Below are 20,834 nucleotides of genomic sequence, written 5' to 3' on the forward strand. Positions count from 1 at the left end.
GATTGATCACAACATGCTAATGCGATCAACGATACTTGTCGAGAACCTGCACTCAATGCCCGTGATGACCTTTGGTCGGTTTCCGGACCTTGAGCTCCACGTTGCCCTGCCCGCGCGCAGGCATCAGATGCCCGCCCGCACTGCCCGAGCGCGCGGGTTCGGGCAGCGCCCCAGTCCATTCGTAGGCCAGAGTGCCTGCCGGGTGCCTGTACCAGCCCGGATCGCGGTAATCGCCCCGCTTCAGGCCCGGCCGCACCTTCATCACCGTGAACATGCCGCCCATCTCCACGTTGCCGAAAGGCCCTTCGCCCGTCATCATCGGCAGCGTGTTCTCGGGCAGCGGCATCTGCATGCCGCCCATGGAGCCGCCCTTCTCGCCCATGACCATATAGTCCGGCACGATACGGTTGATCTTTTCGGCCACGCCGCGGTGGTCCACGCCGATCAGGGTGGGCACATCATGCCCCATGGCGTTCATGGTGTGGTGCGACTTGTGGCAGTGCAGCGCCCAGTCGCCGGGATCGGTCGCCGTGAACTCGATGGCGCGCATCTGGCCCACGGCCACGTCGGTGGTGACTTCCGGCCAGCGCGAGCCGGGCGGAGTCCAGCCGCCATCCGTTCCCGTGACCACGAACTCGTGGCCGTGCATGTGGATGGGGTGGTTGGTCATAGTGAGGTTGCCTACGCGGATGCGCACCTTGTCGCCCTGGCGGATCACCAGCGGATCGATGCCGGGGAAGACGCGGCTGTTGAAGGTCCACAGGTTAAAGTCGAGCATCGTGTTGACCTTGGGCGTGTAGCTTCCCGGCTCGATATCGTAGGCGTTGAGCAGGAAGACGAAGTCGCGGTCGACCGCATGCTGCGACGGGTCTTTGGGATGCGTAACCCAGAAGCCCATCATGCCCATCGCCATCTGCGTCATTTCGTCCGCGTGGGGGTGGTACATGAAGGTGCCCGGGCGCCTGGCCACGAACTCGTACACAAAGGTCTTGCCGGGAGCAATGGCGGGCTGTGTAATGCCGGTGACGCCGTCCATGCCGTTCGGCAGGCGCTGGCCGTGCCAGTGGATGCTGGTGATCTCCGGCAGCCGGTTGGTGACGAAGATGCGCACGCGGTCGCCTTCCACCACTTCGATGGTCGGTCCCGGCGACTGTCCGTTATAGCCCCACAGGTTGGCCTTCATGCCCGGCGCGAGCTCGCGCACCACTGGCTCGGCCACCAGGTGGAACTCCTTGACGCCATTGTTCATGCGCCACGGCAGCGACCAGCCGTTCAGCGTGACGACAGGATTGAAATGCCGTCCATTGGGCGGCGGCGGGGGGACCTGGGTGTTCGCGTCCGCCGCGCTGGCTGCCTCGGGCAGCGTGGCGGCTCCGGCCCTGCTCACCGCCGCGGCGCTCACGGCCACGGCGCCGGCGCCTTTGAAGAAATCCCTGCGTGAGATCATTGTGCTGCTCCCTGTTCCTTGTTGGCCCCGCCATGCATGGCGTCCTGCAGGCGGGCTTCGGCCAGCCAGAAATCGCGCTGCGCCTCGATGGCGGCGTTGACGGCATTGAGCTGGTCGCGCGCATCGGCCAACAGTTCGAAGACGCTGGCCAGCATGCCGTTGTAGCGCAGCAGGACCTCGTCCGAAATCTGCTTGCGCAGCGGGACAACCTGGTCGCGGTAGTGGCGGGCGATGTCGTAGTTGGTGCGGTAGGCGGAATATGCCTCGCGCACTTCGGAGCGGGCGCGCACCGCCACATCGGCCGTGCGGTGCACGGACTGCATGTAGAGCGCCTCGGCGCGGGCGACACGCGCGCCGCCCCAGTCGAAGAGCGGCAGCTCCAGCGTGACCTCGTACCCATTCGCCCGGGGTTCGCCGCTCGCGCTCTTGTTGGCGTAGCCCGCCTCGAACACGTTGATGAAGCGCGTGGTGCGCGTAAGGCCCAGCGACGCGGCCGATGCTTCGGCATCGCGCCGCGCGGCCAGCACGTCCAGCCGCTGCGCCAGGGCGCTGCCCTCCGCATTCTGCGGCTCCAAAGGCGCTGCCGGCAGCTCGGGCAGGCGGTCCGGCAGGGTGAACGCGGGCCTGTCGCCCCACAGGCCGAGCAGGCGCGCAAGCTGTTCGCGGCTGGCCACGGCCTCATGCCGCGCGCGGGCCTGCTGGGTCAGCGCGTCGTCGAAGAAGGCCCGTTCGCGCGCCTGATCGAGTTTGCTCCAGTTGCCCGTTCTGCTCATGCGCTCCGCCAGTTCGGATGACGCTTCGGCGGCGCCCCGCACCTGGTCGGCGAAGGCGGCGCTCTGCGCTGCCGCCACGGCCACGAAGTAGGCCTGGCGCGTTTCGCTGGCCAGGCGCAGCACCTGGGCTGCGGCATTCAGCTTCGCCTGTTCGAAGCGGCGCTGCTCGATGTTCACGCGCACGGGCATGGTGAGCAGGCCAGCGAGGTCGAAGATCACGCTGCGGTCGATTTCCTTGTCCGCGCCGTTGCCGATGCGGCCGAAGCCGATGGAGGGGTTGCGCAGGCGGCCAGCCTGTACCAGCTCGCTGCCCGCCACGCCGAGTTCCCCCAGCGATGCCTTGAGGCCGGGGTTGTTCATCAGCGCAAGCTGCACGGCGCTGTCGGCCGTCAGCGGCTGCGCAAGCAGCTGGGCGACTTGCTCTTCCGCCGCCTCGCGGGATGAAGCGTCCAGCTTTACAGGCTGGCCGATACGCTGCGCAGCCAGCGTGGAGACTTCGCCCAGGCCGCCGTCCGGCGCGGGACCGGCGCAGCCGGCCAGGGCCAGCGCGCCCAGCGCCGCCGCGACGCAGCGCATGCGGGCTGCATTCATATCAATGGCCTTCATGGTGATGGTGCTCCTGCTTCGGTTCTTCCTTCGCAGGCTTGGCCGGCGCGGCGTGGTGGTGCGCATGGGCCGAAGCCTTGTCGTCCATGCCTGCGGCCTTGCGGTTGGCGGCCTGCCAGCGCTGGTCCGGTGTGGTTTCCTCTTCCTTCGCGGGCGCCGCGTCGGCAAAGACGGAGCTGTAACGCAGCGGCGGCACCGGCGCGCCGGGATTGGAGGCCTGCGCAAAGGCCAGCGCAGGCGCACAGGCCGCTGCGCACAGCAGCAGTGTGTATCGTTTCATGTTTTTTCCTCAGTTGACTGGACGCCCGGACGCGGGGCCGGGACGAAACGGCAATCAGGCAGCGAGGCGTGGCGGCCGTTCCGGGGTGGCGGGGATGTGGCCCGTCATGGCGGGCTCGCGCGATATCGGCGTGACGAACGGCTGGTGCGGCGCCGCCAGCGCAGGGGCGGCGGACATGGGCGCGCAGGCGGCAAGGCAGCAGGAGCTGCTGCCCCCGCATTTGCCCTGATGGTCCGGCGCCTTGGCGTCCGCAGCATCCGCCATGCCGCAATGCGCTTCCGGCGCGGCGTGATGCTGCTGCACGGCCGGAACGCTGCGGTGCATGCCGCAGGCGGCCGCCATCGCGGCGCTGCCCTGGATGGGAAGCACGGCAACGAGAAGCCAGAGCAGGAGGCGGCGAACGGTCAGCATGCAGAAAGTATAAACCTTCCCACAAGGGGAAGGTCAAGCGCTCATGCTGCGGCCATGCGTTCGCACTCCTCCGCGCAGCGGCGGCAGGCTGCCGCGCACTCCTGGCAGTGGTCCATCTGGTGCTTGGCGCACTCTTCGCCGCAGGCACGGCAGACCTGGGCGCACAGGCGGCAGAGCGCCGCGGCGTGAGCGCTGCCGCGCGCCATATAGGCCACCGCGAGGCGGCAGATCTGGGCGCAGTCCATGTCGTTGGCGATGCAGCGCGCCATGGACTTCACGTCGTCCTCCTGCAGACAGGAGGCGGCGCAATGGTCGCAGGCATTGGCGCAGGCCTGGCAGGCCTCGATACAGCTCTTGTATTGCTGGTGCATGAGGTTCTCCTAGATATATTTGGGCATCTTGTCCAGCAGCTTGTCCAGGGTGACGGGATAGTCGCGCACCCGCACGCCGGTAGCGTTGTAGACCGCATTGGCGACGGCCGCCGCCACGCCGCAGATGCCGAGTTCCCCTACCCCCTTCGCCTTCATGGGCGAGGAGATAGGATCGGTTTCATCGAGGAAGATGACTTCCTGGTGGGGGATGTCGGCGTGCACAGGCACCTCGTACATGGCCAGGTCGTGATTGACGAAGAAGCCCACGCGCTTGTCCACCACCAGGTCTTCCATCAGCGCCGCGCCCACCCCCATGGTCATGGCGCCGATCACCTGGCTGCGCGCCGACTTGGGATTGATGATGCGCCCCGCCGCGCACACGGCGAGCATGCGGCGCACCCGGGTTTCGCCTGTCGCCGCATCCACGGCCACTTCCACGAAATGTCCGCCGAAGGTGGATTGCTGGTATTTCTTGTCGAGGTCACCGTATTCCATGGTGTCTTCGGCCACGACTTCGCCGCCTTCCGCCGCCTGGCGCAGCGGCAGCGAGCGGCCGCCCGAGCGCACCATCCCGTCCGCGAAGTCCGCGTCGGCGCCCAGGCCCAGCTTCTTCGCCACCGCCTCGCGCAGCTTGACGCAGGCCGCGTAAACGCCCGCCGTGGAGCTGTTGCCGCCCCACTGCCCGCCGGATCCGGCGGAAATGGGGAAATCGGAATCGCCCAGCTTCACCACCACCTTGTCCAGCCCCACGCCCATCATCTCGGCCGCCGTCTGGGCGATGATGGTGTAGCTGCCGGTGCCGATATCGGTCATGTCCGTTTCAACCGTCACTATGCCGTTGCGGTCCAGCCGCACGCGCGCACCGGACTTCTGCAGCAGGTTGTTGCGGAAGGCACTGGCCATGCCGACCCCGATCAGCCAGCGGCCCTCGCGCACCTGTCCCGGCACGGGATTGCGCTTGCTCCAGCCGAAGCGTTCCGCGCCGATCCGCAGGCACTCCACATAGCGCCGCTGCGAGAAGCGCCGCTCCCGCTTCTGGGGATCGACCGTGGTGTCGTTGATGATGCGGAAGGTGACTGGGTCCATCTTCAGCTTTTCCGCCATTTCGTCCATGGCGATTTCGAGCGCCATCATGCCGGGCGCCTCGCCCGGCGCGCGCATGGCGTTGGCCTCAGGCAGGTCGAGGACGGCCAGGCGCATCTTCGTGACCCGGTTCGCGCCTGCGTACAGGAGGCGGCTCTGCTGCACCGCCGTTTCCGGCTTCCCGTCCGGCAGGTCGCCGGACCAGCTTTCATGCGAGATCGCCGTCAGCTTGCCTTCGCGCGTTGCGCCCAGGCGCAGGCGCTGGATGGTGGCGGGACGGTGGGTGGTGTTATTGAACATCTGGTGCCGCGCCAGCGCCACCTTCACCGGGCGGTTCGCTGCCTTTGCACCAAGCGCCGCCAGCACCGCCTCCGAACGGATAAAGAGCTTGCCGCCAAAGCCGCCACCGATATAGGGCGACACCAGGCGCACGTGCGTCTTCGGGATGCCGAGCGTTTTCGCCATGTCGCCCCGGCTCCAGTTGACCATCTGGTTGGCGGTCCAGAGAATGAGTTTGTCGCCGTGCCAGTCTGCGATGGTGGCATGCGGCTCCATCATGGCGTGCGACTGGTCGGGCGTGGTGTAGGTGGCATCCAGCTTCACGGGAGCGGCGGCGAAGGCCTTGTCGAAGTCGCCGGTCTTCGTGTCCTTCTCTTCCTTGTCCTTGGGCTCCTTGGCGCTTCCCTTCGCAGCGGCGAGATCGTAGCGCCCTTTCGCCTTGATGTAGTTCACTTCCACCAGCTGCGCTGCGGCGCGGGCCTGCTCGAAAGTCTCCGCCACCACGAGCGCAATGGCCTGATGATAGTGCTGTATCTCGGGGCCGCCCAGCAGCGTGGCCGTGTTGAAGTTGCCCTTGCCGAGCTTTCCTGCATTCTCCGCGGTGACGATGGCGATCACGCCCGGCGCATTGCGCGCGGCGTCCAGCTTCATGGAAGCGATACGTCCCTTGGCGATGGCCGAAGCCACGACGTAGCCGTAGGCGGCATTCGGCGCTTCCGCGTGGTGCTCATAGGCGTATGGCGCAGTTCCCGTGGTCTTCAGCGGCCCGTCGATCCGGTCCGTCGGCCTGCCGACGATTTTCAGCCTGTCGATGGGATTGGTGGTGGCGGGAGTGGTGAATTTCATGATGCCTTCCCTCCCCTCGTTTCCGCCAACACCGACGCCAGCGTGCGCTGCACCAGTGGGACCTTGAACGCGTTGTCCTGCGTGGTCTTCGCGCCGGCCAGGAGCTGTTCGGCCACGGCCTGCGCGCCGCGCGCCATGCTCGCATCCGCAGCCGGTACGCGCCAGGGCTTGTGCGCCACACCGCCCAGCGCCACGCGCCCGCTGCCGTCCTGCTGAATGACGGCAGCCACCGACACGAGCGCGAAGGCGTAGGAGGAACGGTCCCGCACCTTGCGGTAGACCTGGGTTCCGCCCAGCGGCTTCGGCAAAGTGACGGCTGTAATCAGCTCGCCCGGCTCCAGGGTGTTCTCGATATGCGGCGTGTTTCCCGGCAAGCGGTAGAAGTCCGCAATGGGAATGGTGCGGGCGGCGCCGTCCGGACGCACCGTTTCAACACCCGCATCCAGCAACTGCATGGCGACGGCCATGTCGCTCGGGTGGGTTGCGATGCAGGCGTCGCTCGTACCCACAATGGCGTGATGGCGGGTGAAGCCGCCAATGGCGGAACAGCCGCTGCCGGGATTGCGCTTGTTGCAGGGCTGGTTCGTGTCGTAGAAGTAGGGGCAGCGCGTGCGCTGCAGCAGGTTGCCCGCCGTGGTGGCCTTGTTGCGCAGCTGGGCGGAAGCGCCTGCCAGCAAGGCGCGCGAGAGCACGCCATAGTCGCGCCGCACGCGCTGATCGGCGGCGAGATCCGTGTTGCGCACCAGGGCGCCCACGCGCAAGCCGCCGTTCGGCATGGGCTCGATCCTGTCCAGCTTCAGGCCGTTGACGTCCACCAGATGAACCGGCGTTTCGATTTCCAGTTTCATCAGGTCCAGCAGGTTGGTGCCGCCCGCGATGAATTTGGCGCCCGGCATGCGGGCGGCACTGGCGGCGGCCGCAGGCGACTGCGCGCGTTCGTAGCTGAAGGCTCTCATGCGGGCCTCCCCGAGACTTCGACGATCGCGTCGACGATGTTCGAGTAGGCGCCGCAGCGGCAGATATTGCCGCTCATGCGCTCGCGGATTTCCGCCTCCGTGAGCTGCGGCGCCTGGGTGAGGTCCGGACTCACGTGGCTTGGCACGCCCCGCTTTATCTCATCCAGCACGGAGACCGCGGAACAGATCTGCCCGGGCGTACAGTAGCCGCACTGGTAGCCGTCATGCTTGATGAAGGCCGCCTGCATGGGATGAAGCTTCTCCGGCGTGCCCAGGCCTTCGATGGTGGTGATCTCACCGCCGTTGTGCATGACGGCCAGGCTGAGGCAGGAGTTGATGCGGCGGCCGTCCGCGATCACCGTGCAGGCGCCGCACTGGCCCTGGTCGCAGCCTTTCTTGGTGCCCGTCAGGTGCAGGTGCTCGCGCAACGCGTCGAGCAGCGTGGTGCGGGTGTCCAGATGGAGTTCGTGCCGCCTGCCGTTCACGAGCAGGGTCACGTCGGTGGTGATGGGCGGCAGGCTGGTGGAAGAAGCCGCGGGAGCCGCAACGGAAGGCACGGCGGCAGCGGTGGCGGACAGGGCGCCTGCTATCAGCAGATCGCGCCGGGTAATCCTGACGTCATAAAACTCGTCCATATCATTCGCATCCTCATGGCTGATGGATAGGCGGGGAAAAGACAAGTCTTCATGGTAAGGCGATTATCCAAAGTAGCTAAACACTATTGACCGCGTTTCTCAGCAATTCCTCCCAGCTTTCCACGCAGTTCCTCCTTGAGGAAATCGGCCAGCACCTTCACGCGCTGCACCTTGCGCAGGTCGGGATGGGTAAGCACCCAGACCCGCGTGTCCAGCGCCGCCAAGGGCTCCGCAAGACGCAGCAGCTCGGGCCGCGCATCGCCCAGGAGGCAAAGCAGCATGCCCGCCCCCATACCAGCGGCAACTGCTTGAGTCATGGCATGCAGGCTGTCCATACGGCAAACGATGCGCTCGGGCGCGATATGCGATTCCACCCACCGCGCTTGCGCCAGGTGGCTCAGCCCTTCATCCGCCGCCACCCAGTCCAGCTCCTCCAGCGAGGCGGCGCGCCGGTCCGCCAGCCAGGCGGCGGAGGCGTACGGCGCCGTGCGCAGGGTGCCCACGGGCGTTGCCACCAGGTCCTCCGGCGGCTTGTTCGACGGACGCACCGCAATATCGGCCTCGCGCCGCGTGAGGTTCAGGAAGTGATTGTTGACGGAGACCTGCAGCGCGATGCCGGGATAACGGGCGCGGAAGGCGGCGAGGATGGGCGCCAGAACGCCGTGCAGCAGCGTATCCGTGGTGGTGAGCCGCACCTGGCCGCTCAGGCCCGCGTCCTGCCCGCCCAGCTGGCGCTCCAGTGCGGACATCTGCGCGGCCAGCGGCAGCAGCTGGTCGCGCAGCTTCAGGCCCGCCGCCGTCATCACATAGCCGGTCTGGAAGCGTTCGAAGAGGCGCACTTCGAGCCGCTCTTCCAGCGCGTCCATGCGCCGCATCACGGTGGAATGCGTAAGGCCCAGCAGCCGGGCCGCGGCCGACAGTGATCCGCTCTCGGCGACGGCCAGGAAGTAGCGCAGATCCTCCCAGTTCGACTTGTGCATCAATGTTCACCCCTTATGCAGTTTTTGAGAATTGATGAACATTAAAGCACACATTACATTGACCGCATCGATACAAGAAAGGATGCACATGGACACACTATGGATTCTCCTCACCCTTGCGGCGGGCGCACTGCTGCCCCTGCAGGCCGCCGCCAACGCGCAATTGAGCAAGGCCAGCGGCAGCCCCTTCACCGCAACAGCCATGCAGCTGGCCGTGGCCACGGCGCTGCTGCTGGTGGCGGCGGCGTGCACTGGCCAGCTGCACGCGCTCGCACGGCTGGGCGAGGCGCCCTGGTGGCACGCCTCGGCGGGCGTTGCCAGCGCGCTGTATGTGATGGCGGGTATTGCGCTCTTCCCCCGGCTTGGCGCGGTAACGACCATTGGCCTCTTCATCTGCGGTCAGATGCTGGCCTCCGTTACGCTGGATGCGAGCGGCCTGCTGCCGGGCGCCGCGCATGGCTTGAGCGGCGCTACGCTGGGCGGCACCGCCGTGCTGCTGGCGGGTGTGGCCATGATTGTGCGCGGACAGAAAAGCCCCTCCAGCGGCAAGGGCGTAAGCCCCACGTGGCTGCTGGTGGCCGTTGCGGCGGGCGCCGTGCTGCCTGCCCAGGGCGCGGTGAACGCGCTGCTGCTGCGGGATCTCGGCGCTCCCCTGCCGGTGGGCGCAGTGAGCTTCGCGGTCGCCACCGCGTCGATGCTGCTGGTGCTCGCCGGCCAATGCGCTACCGGCCGCAAGCCTTTCGCAGGCCTCGGCGGCCTGGCCCAAATGCCGTGGTGGGGCTGGGTGGGCGGCTTAGCGGGCGCCTTCTATGTGACGACCGTGTTCACCGCCCTGCCCCGCCTGGGTGCGGCGGCGGCGGTCGGCCTCACCATCGCGGGCCAGCAGCTCTGCTCCATCGCCGTGGACCACTATGGCCTGCTGCGCCTCCCGCGCCAGCCGGCGCGCGCCGCACGGCTCGGCGGCGTGGCCTTCCTGATGGCCGGTGTCGGCTGCATCAAGTTCCTGGCCGCTTAGCGAAGCAGCGAGCGAGCGGTAGGCGTCAGCACCAGCACCTCGGGCGGGCGCGCAAGGGACTTGTACAGCGCGGCGAACAGTTCGCCGCGCCAGCGCGGGTCCTGCGCCAGCGAGGCCTGGTAGCGTTCATATGCCGCGCGGTCGTCGAAGCGCGCGAACCACACGAAGACATTGGCATCCTCGCGGACGGGAAGCTGCGGGAATGTGTTGGCGCTCTTCTCCGACACCAGCCGCGCCACCACCCTGGCGCCATGCTTCTCGAAGAGCGGCATCAGGGTGCGTTCGAAGCTTTCGATGAACTGGGGCGTGACCTGCTGCGCGAAGTGATAGACATTCCCCGTCAAAAAACTTCCGGCCAGCGCAGCGCCAGGCGCCGGGCGCTGTGCCGGATTGAGAACAAATCCCCCGCCCGGCACAGCAGGCCGCAGCAGCAGGACATTATCGTTGTCGTACAGCGTGGCATTCGCCGCGTTCCGGTTAGCCTTCCACAGGTCGCCGTAGTAGAAGTCCGTCAGCGACTTCTTGCGCGCCTCCATGCTGGGAAAGCCGCGCAGCCAGGTGAAATGATTGGGTTCGTTCACATCGCGGAAGGTAGCCAGCACGCGGATGCCAACTGCCTCCTGCGATTCCACGAAGCGCTCCTCGAACAAATCGATCAGCGTATCGCGCGTGCCGGGATAGTTGATGTACTGGCGCAGCTCGATCACGCTGCAGCAGTCCTCCGCTGGCGCTGCCGCGGACTGGCTGAATGGGATGGCGCCCAGGCAGGCGGCGGTGGCTAGTCTGGAAAGCCAGTGGATATGCTGCATTCGGTTCCTCCAATTTGATGCGGCAGACTATAATCGTCCACTGGTCCCATCGTAAGTACCACAGCCCACCCAGATCCTAGGACTACCAAAATGGACTACGCCCTCCTGCTGGGCCACTTCGAGCGCCGCCAGGACGTGGCGGGATGGCCGCGCCAGCGCGTCATCCACGCCTGCCTGCGCACCGCCATCCTGGATGGCCGCCTGAGCGCCGGAACGCGCCTGCTCTCAAGCCGCGAGCTGGCGGCGGAACTGGGCGCCGCGCGCAACACGGTGCTCTATGCCTACGACCAGCTGGCCGCCGAAGGCCTGCTCGACGCCACGAGGCGCGGCACCGTGGTGGCGCGGCTGGGCGCCCAGGGCGCCGCGCAGGAAAGTTCGCCTCCCGCGGCCTTCAGCCTGTCGCAGCGCACGGCCGCACTTCGCAGCCTTCCTCCGCCCGGCACGCTGTCGACCGCCTTCGCTCCCGGCGTGCCGGCACTCGACGAATTCCCCATCGCACTGTGGCGCCGCCTTCTGGAAAAGGCGTGGCGCGGCATCTCCCCGCCGCAACTCGATTACGCCGATCCCGCCGGGCTGCTGTCCCTGAGGCAGGCGCTGGCGGAATACCTGCGCGCCGCGCGCGGCTTGCGCTGCGAGCCCGAACAGGTGATCGTCACCACCGGCACGCAGGCCAGCCTGGAGCTGTGCGCGCAGAGCCTCGCGGATGTGGGGGAAACTGCCTGGGTCGAAAACCCCGGCTACGTGGGCGCGCTCGCCGCCTTCCGCGCCGCGCAGCTGCGCACAGTAGGCATTGAGGTGGACGAGGAAGGCATTGCGCCCACCGCGCGGGACTGGAAGCGTGCCGCGCCACGGCTGCTCTACATCACGCCTTCCCACCAGTATCCGATTGGCGGTGTACTGAGCCTGCCGCGCAGGCTGGAGCTGCTGGGGCAGGCGCGGCGCGCCGGTGCGCTGATCATCGAGGACGACTACGACGCCGAGTTCCGGCACGATGGCCCGCCGCTGCCCGCCATGCAGGGCCTGGAACCGGATGCGCCGGTCATCTATCTCGGCACCTTCAGCAAGAGCATGTTCCCCGGCATGCGCACGGGTTTCATGGTGGTTCCTGCCGCGCTGGCCGCGCCGCTGCGCGCCACGGTGGCGCGCATGCCCAGCCATGGACGCGTGGCGGAACAGGCAGCGCTGGCCGCCTTCATCCGCGAAGGCCACTTCATGATGCACCTGCGCCGCATGCGGCACCTTTACCGCGAACGGCGCGACGCCCTGCTCGAAGCCATCGACGCGGAGCTTCGGGGCCACTGCACGGTGTACGGCGCGAGCACCGGCATGCATCTCGCGCTCCAGTTCAACGATCCGTCCTGGAACGACGCAGCACTCAGCGCCGACGCGCTGGCCGCAGGCATCTCCGCGGCGGCGCTCAGCACCCAGGCATCCGGCCTGCGCAAGCAGCCCTGGAACGGTCTGGTCCTTGGCTACAGCCAAGTACAGGCTGCGGAGATGGCAAGCAGCGTTCGGCGTCTGGCAAAGGTTCTGCTTTCCGCGAATCCTGTCTAATGTATTGAGTGCTATAGTGGCATGATCTCTGGCGTCGACTTCCTGAGGCCGGGGCTCTCCCAACGCAGCAGATTTCATGAGCGCACGTATGCCGATTGACTTCACATTTGCAAGACAGGTTGCGCTGCCCGCGCAGTCCAGCATTACCAACGCCTATAAAGCCGTCAATCTGGCGGATGCATTTTCGATCCGGCTTCCTCCAGATGCGTCCACCGATCCGGATGTGCTGGCGCGGTTCATCTTTGACAATCAGCCCGCCTGGATTGGCAGGCTCATGAGGGTTCGAGACGCGATCGTCGCAGGTTTTGGGCTGAAAACAGGCTCGCATCTGGCTGGGCTCGCGCAGGGCGCGAAGGCCGAGCGTCTGGGAATCTTCAAGATTTACCGCAGCACGCCGAATGAGATTGTGGTCGGCGAGGACGACAATCACCTGGATTTCAGGGTTTCTATTTTGTGCCACGGCGCGCAGGCTGGCGGGGGCGAGCGCGAGCTTACTATCTCGACGGTCGTCCACTGCCATAACCTGCTGGGACGTGCCTACATCCTGGTGATTGCGCTATTCCACCGCATGGTTGTGAAAGCGAGCCTGCGCCGGGCGGCGCGTATCGGATGGCCACCTTAACCATGTGGTGTCTCTAGCGTCTACCTGTAAGTCAGCCAATAGGAGCGTAATCATGAACAAGAACACGATCTGCCTGTGGTATTCCGATGATGCCGAAGCGGCCGCCAATTTTTACGCGAGCGTCTTCCCCGACAGTAAAGTCACCGCCGTGCACAAGGCGCCGTCCGACTACCCGGGCGGCAAGCAGGGCCAGGTGCTGACGGTCGAATTCACCGTGTGCGGCATCCCTTGCATGGGCATCAACGGCGGCGATGTCTTCAAGCAGACCGAGGCCTTCTCCTTCCAGATCGCCACGGAAGACCAGGCCGAAACCGACCGCTATTGGAACGCCATTGTCGGCAACGGCGGCGCGGAAAGCGCCTGCGGCTGGTGCAAGGACAAATGGGGACTTTCCTGGCAAATCACGCCGCGCGCGCTGACCGAGGCAATGGCCAAGGGCGGCGATGTGGCGAAGCGCGCTTTCGACGCGATGATGGAGATGAGGAAGATCGACGTCGCAAAAATCGAGGCGGCAGTGCGCGGCTGAGCCGCGCCTGCCCCGGTGAACGCTATTTGGTGCGGAAAATCACGTCTATCGATTTAGCGAACCGCAGTGTGACGATGCTGGTGGGATCATACGCCTGTGTGAGCTTCTTCGCGCGATTGACCGCGCCGTTGCTGGTAACGAGTCCCATCGAGGCGCTGAGGTTCCGGAGCTGGCCTTCCGTAATCGCCGAGGCGACGGTGACCGTGCGCCCGAATGATTTCGCCAGCAGCTCGGCGCGCCGCCGGGCATTTCTTCCTGCTTCCGCAGAAAGCTCGTTCTCGACGTCTTCCCGTCTGGACGTATCGAAAAACAGTGAGAGCTTGTCGAGATCCGGCATGACCAGCAAGGGAGCAAGCATCTGCTTCCAGACTGCCAAATCATCCACATCGATACGAAGATTGCGGCGCAGGGTTACCAGCTCGGTCTTGTCCTGGGCTTCCGCAATGTCGCGCTTGAGCTCTCCCAGGTCGATAAACGTCGCGCCCGTACTACTCACAAGCTGCTGAATCTCATTCAACCGCGTCTCCAGCCGTGCCGTGGCCATGGCTGGATCGCTGTCCCGGATGCGAATGTCGAAGAAGATCTGACCCCGGTCGGGAGGCACGAGAACATATGCATCGCCAGTGACATGGATGAAGTTATAGTCGGGGAATTCCGCAGCCGTGCATGCGCTGGCGGCGAAAATGCAAACCGAAACTGCTATGAGATAAAGCATCCGCATTGCTGAAACCTCGTCTGGTTATATGAATTCTGGTTAATCAGAAGAATAGAAACATACTCTACATTAAGCCCTCGGTCACTCATGCATAATGACTGTCTTTGAGAACGATTACCCATACATGAAGCTGAAGGAACTGAAAAACCCTCGCATGAAGCGCTATCTGGCCGAAGCCATGGCGCTCATTGTCTTCGCGGCCTTCGTCGATTTTGTTTTCATTTCGCAGATGGGCGTGCGCTATCTCGGCATTGCCAGCGTGGCTGTTTGCTGCCTGCTCGGTCTCTTCCTGATCCGGCATCACCGGATCGAGCTGGAAAACACCGCCTCGGCCGAGCAGGGCGAGGCGCTGGCCAAGCACAAGCTCGCCGCCGAGATCCTTGCGGCGGTCGCCATCGGCTCCTTCGCCATCACCCAGTACCGCTCCGGACTGGAAATCGACAAGCTGCTGTGGGACCGCGCAAGCGAACACCTGGAGAGTGCCCGCCTGGCCATCACCGCGCCATCGAGCCTCTGCCCGCCCGACCAGGCGGCGCGCCAGGACTGCCGGGACCTGGACAATGCCCTCTTCCGCTACAAGCTCGCTATCCTCAGCGACAAGCCGGACGACATCCGGTACATGCGGGACACCCTGCGGAAGCTGCTCGACCACACCTACGCCATCCGCGCAAAGGAGCTGCCCGCCGTGCCTGGCGCCTCGCTTTCCCTGTGGCTGAGAATGGACCAGATCCGGCACGAGATCGCCGTCACCGACACGGTCAACGACTCCCAGGCCGAAATCTTCATCGCGCAATACGTGTTCCTGATCTTTGCGACCCTGACTATCGCGCGCAAGGTATCGGCCGTGCGCTTCGATATCTACCGCGCGGAACAGGAGCGGCATCGAAAGAAATCGGCATGAGGGCGCCTGACGCCATTCTGCCCCTCTGGCCGGAAGGCGTGCCTGCGGCACTGGCAAACATGGGCGAAGAGCTGGGAGACGGCAACTGCGTCTGGAACGTCAGCCTCCCCACCATCAGCTGGTACAAGGCGCAGGCGCCGAACGGCTGCGCTGTGATTATCTGCCCCGGCGGGGGCTACCGACAGCTTTCGATGGACGGCGAAGGCGCGCAGTATGCGGCATGGCTCACGAATCTCGGTGTGCACAGCTTTGTGCTGAAGTCGCGGATCGCTCCCTGCGAACACCCGGCGCCGCTGCTGGACGTGCTGCGCGCCATGCGCCTTGTGCGATGGTTTGCCCCAGGATTCGGCATCGACCCGGAGCGCATCGGCATTGCGGGCAGTTCCGCGGGCGGCCATCTCGGCGCCTGCGCAGGCACACTGTTCGAGCACCTGGCAGGAAAGACCGGGCATCAGCTGGACGCGGTGAGCGCCAGGCCGGATTTCATGATGCTGCTCTATCCCGTCATCACCATTGAGGGGCCGGCCTGTCACATGGGTTCGCGGCAGGCGCTTCTCGGACAGGCGCCAGGCGCTGACCATCTGGCGCTCATGTCGCTGGAACGGCAGGTTAGCCCCGCTACACCGCCCACGCTGCTGATTCACACCCAGGAGGACCAGGCAGTTCCGGCCGAGAACAGCATTCTGTTCTACCAGGCGCTCTGCCGGGCCGGTGTTCCCGCCGCGCTGCATATTTTCGAGAAAGGCCCGCACGGCGTCGGCATGCGGGAAGGCCTCGGTCCCATGTCCGGCTGGCCCGCACTCGCCGAAGCGTGGCTGCGGGACCGGGAGCTGCTTGCTGTCCCTTAGCCCGCAGCCTTGTCCAGATAGTCCCGTATCGCCGCAATCGCAAGCCGCACCTTGGCGGGCTGGGAATCGCGCTGCACGGTCAGCGCATAGACGCCCATGGGCGCCATAGCCCATTCCGGCAGCACGGGAACCGCGAATCCGGCGTCGATCAGCGGCGCGGCATCGGGTCCCGGCACGCGCATGATGCCTGCGCCGTGGAGCATCATCTGCTGGAGGGCGATGAAGCTGTTGCCTGCAACGGGACCGGAAATGCGCACGCGCCGCGCAGGTTCGCCTTGCCGGTGCAGCTCGATGAACTCCGTCTGGTTCATCACGTTCAGGTTCAGCACGGGATACCGCGACAGTTCCTCCGGCGCCTGAGGCAGGCCGTGTTCCTGCGCGAAGGCGGCGGAGGCCACCAGCATATGCGGCCACTCCGCAAGGCGCCGCGCAATCAGCGTGGAGTCGGTGAGCGTGCCGATGCGGATCGCCAGGTCGATGCGTTCGGCGATCAGGTCCACGCGGCGGTCTTCCGCGAACAGGCGCAGCGAAAGCCGCGGGTGGGCGCGCAGCAGCGGCGCCATGGCGGCTGCCATATGGCCGCTGAAGCCGACCGGGAAGGCGACGCGAAGTTCTCCGCGCGGTTCGTCGCGCATGTCGGAAAGGCGCTGCTCGGCGGTATGCGCAGCCTGCAGCATGGCCGTGCAGTCCTCGTAATAGGCCTGCCCCACTTCGGTGGTGCTCAAACGCCGGGTGGAGCGGTGCAGCAGCACGAGGCCGATTTCCGCTTCGAGCTGCCGTATCTGCTGGCTGACCGCGGACGTGGTCATGCCCAGGCTGCGCGCGGCGCCGCTCATCGATCCGGCCTCCACCACCTGGGCGAATACCGCCATGCGCTTCAGGCGGTCGATTGTGAAGTTGGGCTTCATAGTGATTGCGGATTTTACCTCCTAATCAAGCAACTGTGAATCCAGCATACTTACTCGACTTTCAATCAAACCGGAGATTTTCATGAACATCACCCTTATCGGCGCCAGCGGCTTCATTGGCTCCGCCCTGCTCGCAGAAGCCCTCTCGCGCGGCCATCACGTGACCGCGCTGGTGCAGAACCCGGACAAGCTGGCGCCCCATGCGGGCCTGAAGGCAGTCGCAGTGGATGTACTGGATACGCCACGCCTGGCGGCGCAGCTCGCAGGCCACGAAGCCGTGGTGAGTGCGTTCAGCGGCCACGCGCAGCAGGACGTGCGCGAATACTACGGGTGCGGCATCGATTCGATCATTCAGGCAGTGAAACAGGCGGGCGTGAAGCGGCTGCTGGTGGTTGGCGGCGCGGGCAGCCTGGAGGTGGCGCCCGGCGTGCAGGCAGTGGATACGCCGGAGTTCCCGGCGCAGTGGAAAGGTTCGGCGCTCGGCGCGCGCGACACGCTGGAGAAACTGCGAAAGGAACAGGAGCTGGACTGGACGCTCCTGAGCCCTGCGGCCATGATCGCACCGGGCGAACGCACCGGCAGGTTCCGCATCGGCGGCGATCAGCTGATGACCGATGCCGAAGGCCAGAGCCGGATTTCGGTGCAGGACTACGCGGTGGCGATGATCGATGAACTGGAGCGCCCTGCGCACTCGCGCAAGCGCTTCAGCGTCGCTTACTGATACCCCTTACGCCGCCGCAGCACCGCCAGCGACAGCAGGCCCAGTCCCAGCATCGGCAACACTCCGGGCTCGGGAACTGGGCTGATGGTGAACTGGGTCTGGTCCGTCCAGTATGCATACAGTCCATAGGTGGGCGCATGATCGCTACGGCTCAGGTCCCAGTAGGTGTAGCCCGTATCGAAATACTTGTAAAAGCTGCCTCCACCATACGAGTACTCCCAAGCCGCCCGGATCGACAGGCCTGCGCTCTCGCTGTAACTGAATTCATCGACCGTGCAGTAGGGCATGATCGTGTCGGGCGGAGCACAGCCAATATACTTCTGCCCCATGATGACCAGGGACGTCAGTTCGTTGCGCTCATAGCTCCCGTTGCCATTCAGGTCGGTCGCCTCGAAGGTCCCGTAGAGAAGTGCGTCGGGATTGAAGTTCCCTGCTGAGTAAAGATCGAAGCCGCGATAAGCGAAAGTGCGGGTGTCCGCCTGCGCAGCGCCGCTTGCGAGCGCTGCGAGAAGTGCGAGGGGATACAGAATCGTGCGTGCCATAGTTTCTCCGTTCCGAGGCGTTGTGGGTGGAAGCCGACAGCGAAAACTGGAACGATCTTAGCAAGCACGAGTCCGCGCACGGTAGCATTTTTAAAACACTAGCGAAGTGCAAGCCGCGCGCGGAGAAACGAAATTTTCTTTCAGAACACCCACAGCTTTTCGGCCGGAAGCTGGAGCCAGTAGGCGCCGGGTTCCAGGCGCGTGCGCGAGTAGGCGCGCACGCTCGTTTCGCCGCTCTTGAACAGGCACTCCCACCGGTCCCCGAGATACATGCAGGTGGACAGCTGCACCGGCAGCGCGTTCTCCGCGGCGCTGCCGCTGATGCGCACTTCCTCCACGCGGATCAGGGCTGCGATCTCCGAGGCCGGCGACGCGCCGCGCGCCGTGCCTTGCAATCGCGTGCCCTCCACGTCCACAGTCACTCGCTGGCCGTCGCGCTGCAGCAGCTTCGCAGGCAGGCGGTTATTACTGCCCATGAATTCGGCCGTGAACAGCGTTTCCGGCGTTTCGTACATGCTTTGCGGGGTGCCCTGCTGCTCGATGCGGCCGTTGTTCAACAGGAGGATGCGGTCGGAGATCGCCATGGCCTCGCCCTGATCGTGCGTGACCATCAGCGCCGAGAGGCCGAGGCGCACGATCAGTTCGCGCAGGAAGGCGCGCGCTTCCTCACGCAGCTTGGCATCCAGGTTGGAAAGCGGCTCGTCCAGCAGGATCACGGGCGGGTTGTACACCAGCGCGCGCGCAATCGCCACGCGCTGCTGCTGGCCGCCGGAGAGCTGGTGCGGGAAACGTTCGCCGAGATGGCCCAGGCCCAGCTGGCCCAGCACCTCGGTGACGCGGCTCCTGATTTCCGCACCCGCCATGCGGCGCAGTTTCAGGCCGTAGGCCACGTTGTCGAACACCGTCTTGTGCGGCCACAGCGCGTAGGACTGGAACACCAGGCCCAGGTTGCGCTGCTCGGCGGGCATCTCGAAGCCTTTGGCGCCGTCGAACACGCGGCGCTCGCCGATGTCGATATGGCCCGCGCGCGGGCTTTCCAGGCCTGCGACGGCGCGCAGCAGCGTGGTCTTGCCGCTGCCCGATGGACCAAGCAGCGCCACCACTTCGCCCTTCTGCAGGTGCATGGACACCCCTTTCAGGATCGGATTGGCGGTGGCGCCGTGGCCGTAATCCAGGTGCAGGTCGTGGACGGAAAGTTCGTTCATGTTCAGGTCTCGTTTCATGATTGTGTCCTCAGTCGTGCAGCTTCACGCCGAAGCGCAGCGCGATGCCAAGGCCGATGGCGACCAAGGTGATGTTGATGAAGGAAAGCGCCGCCACCAGGTCCGTCGAACCGCCGGCCCAGAGGGAAACCAGCATGGCGCCGATCACTTCGGTGCCGGGGGACAGCAGGTACACGCCCGTCGAATACTCACGCTCGAAGATCAGGAAGATCATCAGCCATGCGCCCAGCAGGCCGTAGCGCACCAGGGGCAGCGTGACGTCGCGTACCACCTGGCCGCCGCGTGCGCCCACGGCGCGCGCCGCCTCTTCCAGCTCAGGGCCCACCTGCAGCAAGGCCGTGGAGATCAGTCGCATGCCATAGGCCATCCACACCACCGAGTAGGCCAGCCACACGGCGAAGATGGTGGAGCGCAGCTCGCGCAAGGCCGGGATGAAGTGTTCCGAGAGCCACAGCGCCAGCCCGTTCTCCGAGCCGCGCAGGAAGCCGTCCAGCCAGCTGGGCACGAAGAGGAAGACCCACAGGAAGGCCAGGCCCGCCAGCAGGCCGGGCACGGCGCGCGGTACCAGCACGCTGTAGTCCAGGAAGCGCGTCACGGCGTCGTTCTTGCGGTGCATGGCCAGCGCCACGAAGGTGTAGCAGAAGATGGCGAGGCCGCCGCCGATCACGCCGATCAGAACCGTGTTCAGGATGCCGCGCACCAGCGAAGGCTGTTCGGCGATGTCGCGGAAGTGCTGCAGGGTCAGCACGTCCGCCAGCTTCACGCCCTCGCCCCAGTACTGCACGAAGGAGCGCAGCACAATGCCCGTCAGCGGCAGTACGATGGTGAAAACCAGCCACGCTGCCAGCAGCGCGAAGGCGAGCCACTTCCAGCGGCCCAGCGGCATGGCCTTGCTGCGCGCGCCCTTGCCCTTGATGGACACGTACTTGTTGGCGGATTTGAGCAGCCAGCGCTGCAGCATCACCAGCGGCATGGTCACCATCACCAGGCAGACCGCCACAGCCGCCATCAGGTGGTAGGACGGGGTGCCCAGTTTGTTGGTGAGCTTATAGAGATACGTCGGCAGAACGAGGTGGCCTTCCGGGTCGCCCAGCACGAGCACCAGGCCGAAGACCTCGAAGCCGAGGAAAAACACCAGCACGCCCGCATAGGCCAGCGCAGGCATGATCATGGGCAGGGAAACGTTGAACATCACCTGCAGGGGCGAGGCGCCGGTGGTGCGCGCCGCCTCTTCCACGTCCGAGCCCAGGCTGCGCAGCGCGGACGAGGCGTAGAGATAGACGTGCGGCACGTGGGTCAGGCCCGCGATCACCACAATGCTGGTGAAGGAGTAGATGTTCCAGGGGATGAAGCCGAGCAGCTCCTTGGCCCAGGTGGAATAGAAGCCCACGGGCCCCATGGAGACCACGTAGCCGAAGCCCATCACCATGGGCGACACGAAGATGGGCACCAGGAGCAGCGGGCTGACCCAGCTGCGTCCCGGCAGGTCGGTGCGCACCATGAGGAAGGCCAGCATCCCGCCCAGGGGGACGGCGATGAGGGCCAGCCCCGTTGCCAGCATCAGGCCGTTGCGGAAGGCCGTCACGAAGTCCGGATCATCGAAGATGAAGCGGTAAGCTTCCAGCCCGAGCATCTTGTCCGGCGCGAAGAACGGCGCGGAGAGGAAGCTCTGGTAGAAGATCAGGCACAAAGGCGTGAAGATGGCGAGCGCGGTCAGCGTAACGACCAGGCCGCGCGGCCAGTTCAGGCGGCCCAGTGCGGGCATTGGGGCGGTTTGCATGCT

General features: G+C 65.6%; 22 protein-coding genes. 7 read left to right on the forward strand and 15 right to left on the reverse strand.

All coding sequences use genetic code 11. From position 1 onward, the window contains the following. Positions 1-52: 52 nt before the first annotated feature. From LSQ66_RS11750 to LSQ66_RS11790, 9 genes are all read right to left on the reverse strand, one after another. The gene (locus tag LSQ66_RS11750; protein WP_231769959.1) at positions 53-1,447 is read right to left on the reverse strand and encodes a multicopper oxidase family protein; all 1,395 of its coding nucleotides are present in this window, start codon (positions 1,445-1,447) and stop codon (positions 53-55) included. Beyond that, on the reverse strand, positions 1,444-2,826 hold the full coding sequence (locus LSQ66_RS11755) for a TolC family protein (protein ID WP_231769960.1): 1,383 nt from the start codon (positions 2,824-2,826) through the stop codon (positions 1,444-1,446). Before LSQ66_RS11755 ends, LSQ66_RS11750 begins: the two co-directional genes overlap by 4 nt. Then, positions 2,813-3,106 carry a hypothetical protein gene (locus tag LSQ66_RS11760; RefSeq protein ID WP_231769961.1) on the reverse strand — a complete coding sequence of 98 codons (294 nt, stop codon included), beginning with the start codon at positions 3,104-3,106 and terminating at the stop codon, positions 2,813-2,815. Before LSQ66_RS11760 ends, LSQ66_RS11755 begins: the two co-directional genes overlap by 14 nt. A 54-nt stretch (positions 3,107-3,160) precedes the next feature. After that, the gene (locus LSQ66_RS11765) at positions 3,161-3,517 is read right to left on the reverse strand and encodes a hypothetical protein (protein ID WP_231769962.1); all 357 of its coding nucleotides are present in this window, start codon (positions 3,515-3,517) and stop codon (positions 3,161-3,163) included. A gap of 41 nt (positions 3,518-3,558) precedes the next feature. Beyond that, entirely contained in the window at positions 3,559-3,888 is a 330-nt protein-coding gene (locus tag LSQ66_RS11770) for a four-helix bundle copper-binding protein (protein WP_231769963.1), read from the reverse strand. A 9-nt stretch (positions 3,889-3,897) separates the two neighbouring features. Then, on the reverse strand, positions 3,898-6,096 hold the full coding sequence (gene paoC / locus LSQ66_RS11775) for an aldehyde oxidoreductase molybdenum-binding subunit PaoC (RefSeq protein ID WP_231769964.1): 2,199 nt from the start codon (positions 6,094-6,096) through the stop codon (positions 3,898-3,900). Further along, positions 6,093-7,052: an FAD binding domain-containing protein gene (locus LSQ66_RS11780; RefSeq protein WP_231769965.1), complete on the reverse strand. Its 960-nt coding sequence runs from the start codon at positions 7,050-7,052 to the stop codon at positions 6,093-6,095. The genes paoC and LSQ66_RS11780 overlap by 4 nt, the downstream gene beginning before the upstream one ends. Next, positions 7,049-7,687 (reverse strand): aldehyde dehydrogenase iron-sulfur subunit PaoA, encoded by a 639-nt coding sequence (gene paoA / locus LSQ66_RS11785; RefSeq protein ID WP_231769966.1) that lies wholly within the window; start codon positions 7,685-7,687, stop codon positions 7,049-7,051. Before paoA ends, LSQ66_RS11780 begins: the two co-directional genes overlap by 4 nt. An 83-nt stretch (positions 7,688-7,770) precedes the next feature. Next, positions 7,771-8,667: a LysR family transcriptional regulator gene (locus tag LSQ66_RS11790; protein ID WP_231769967.1), complete on the reverse strand. Its 897-nt coding sequence runs from the start codon at positions 8,665-8,667 to the stop codon at positions 7,771-7,773. An 88-nt stretch (positions 8,668-8,755) separates the two neighbouring features. Here LSQ66_RS11790 and LSQ66_RS11795 point away from each other — a divergent pair, with 88 nt between their 5' ends. Further along, the gene (locus LSQ66_RS11795; protein WP_231769968.1) at positions 8,756-9,682 is read left to right on the forward strand and encodes a DMT family transporter; all 927 of its coding nucleotides are present in this window, start codon (positions 8,756-8,758) and stop codon (positions 9,680-9,682) included. Here LSQ66_RS11795 and LSQ66_RS11800 read toward each other — a convergent pair. Then, positions 9,679-10,491 carry an NIPSNAP family protein gene (locus tag LSQ66_RS11800; RefSeq protein WP_231769969.1) on the reverse strand — a complete coding sequence of 271 codons (813 nt, stop codon included), beginning with the start codon at positions 10,489-10,491 and terminating at the stop codon, positions 9,679-9,681. The two genes, LSQ66_RS11795 and LSQ66_RS11800, sit on opposite strands and share 4 nt — an antisense overlap. Before the next feature lie 90 nt (positions 10,492-10,581). Here LSQ66_RS11800 and pdxR point away from each other — a divergent pair, with 90 nt between their 5' ends. From pdxR to LSQ66_RS11815, 3 genes are all read left to right on the forward strand, one after another. Continuing rightward, positions 10,582-12,045: a MocR-like pyridoxine biosynthesis transcription factor PdxR gene (pdxR, locus tag LSQ66_RS11805; protein ID WP_231769970.1), complete on the forward strand. Its 1,464-nt coding sequence runs from the start codon at positions 10,582-10,584 to the stop codon at positions 12,043-12,045. A 76-nt stretch (positions 12,046-12,121) separates the two neighbouring features. Next, positions 12,122-12,667 (forward strand): DUF2867 domain-containing protein, encoded by a 546-nt coding sequence (locus LSQ66_RS11810; protein WP_231769971.1) that lies wholly within the window; start codon positions 12,122-12,124, stop codon positions 12,665-12,667. A 49-nt stretch (positions 12,668-12,716) separates the two neighbouring features. Next, complete coding sequence (locus tag LSQ66_RS11815; protein WP_231770101.1) at positions 12,717-13,193, forward strand: VOC family protein; 477 nt, start codon at positions 12,717-12,719, stop codon at positions 13,191-13,193. A gap of 22 nt (positions 13,194-13,215) precedes the next feature. Here LSQ66_RS11815 and LSQ66_RS11820 read toward each other — a convergent pair whose 3' ends face one another. Continuing rightward, complete coding sequence (locus LSQ66_RS11820; RefSeq protein WP_231769972.1) at positions 13,216-13,914, reverse strand: SIMPL domain-containing protein; 699 nt, start codon at positions 13,912-13,914, stop codon at positions 13,216-13,218. 118 nt (positions 13,915-14,032) lie between these two features. Between LSQ66_RS11820 and LSQ66_RS11825 the strand changes: the two genes are divergently transcribed. Then, complete coding sequence (locus tag LSQ66_RS11825; protein ID WP_231769973.1) at positions 14,033-14,809, forward strand: hypothetical protein; 777 nt, start codon at positions 14,033-14,035, stop codon at positions 14,807-14,809. Beyond that, entirely contained in the window at positions 14,806-15,657 is an 852-nt protein-coding gene (locus LSQ66_RS11830) for an alpha/beta hydrolase (protein ID WP_231769974.1), read from the forward strand. The genes LSQ66_RS11825 and LSQ66_RS11830 overlap by 4 nt, the downstream gene beginning before the upstream one ends. Here LSQ66_RS11830 and LSQ66_RS11835 read toward each other — a convergent pair. Further along, positions 15,654-16,565: a LysR substrate-binding domain-containing protein gene (locus tag LSQ66_RS11835; protein WP_231769975.1), complete on the reverse strand. Its 912-nt coding sequence runs from the start codon at positions 16,563-16,565 to the stop codon at positions 15,654-15,656. The two genes, LSQ66_RS11830 and LSQ66_RS11835, sit on opposite strands and share 4 nt — an antisense overlap. 82 nt (positions 16,566-16,647) lie before the next feature. Between LSQ66_RS11835 and LSQ66_RS11840 the strand changes: the two genes are divergently transcribed. Then, complete coding sequence (locus tag LSQ66_RS11840; RefSeq protein WP_231769976.1) at positions 16,648-17,286, forward strand: NAD(P)-dependent oxidoreductase; 639 nt, start codon at positions 16,648-16,650, stop codon at positions 17,284-17,286. Here the strand turns inward: LSQ66_RS11840 and LSQ66_RS11845 are convergent. The 3 genes from LSQ66_RS11845 to LSQ66_RS11855 all read right to left on the reverse strand — a co-directional run bounded on the left by LSQ66_RS11845 (position 17,280) and on the right by LSQ66_RS11855 (position 20,831). Next, positions 17,280-17,828, reverse strand: a complete 549-nt coding sequence (locus LSQ66_RS11845) for a PEP-CTERM sorting domain-containing protein (RefSeq protein WP_231769977.1) — start codon at positions 17,826-17,828, stop codon at positions 17,280-17,282. The genes LSQ66_RS11840 and LSQ66_RS11845 overlap by 7 nt on opposite strands. 140 nt (positions 17,829-17,968) lie before the next feature. Next, positions 17,969-19,033 (reverse strand): ABC transporter ATP-binding protein, encoded by a 1,065-nt coding sequence (locus LSQ66_RS11850; RefSeq protein WP_231770102.1) that lies wholly within the window; start codon positions 19,031-19,033, stop codon positions 17,969-17,971. A gap of 28 nt (positions 19,034-19,061) precedes the next feature. Next, complete coding sequence (locus LSQ66_RS11855) at positions 19,062-20,831, reverse strand: ABC transporter permease (protein WP_231769978.1); 1,770 nt, start codon at positions 20,829-20,831, stop codon at positions 19,062-19,064. Between the last annotated feature and the right edge of the window lie 3 nt (positions 20,832-20,834).

This window comes from Massilia endophytica, assembly GCF_021165955.1.
In the GTDB taxonomy this organism is placed as follows: Bacteria; Pseudomonadota; Gammaproteobacteria; order Burkholderiales; family Burkholderiaceae_D; genus Rugamonas; species Rugamonas endophytica.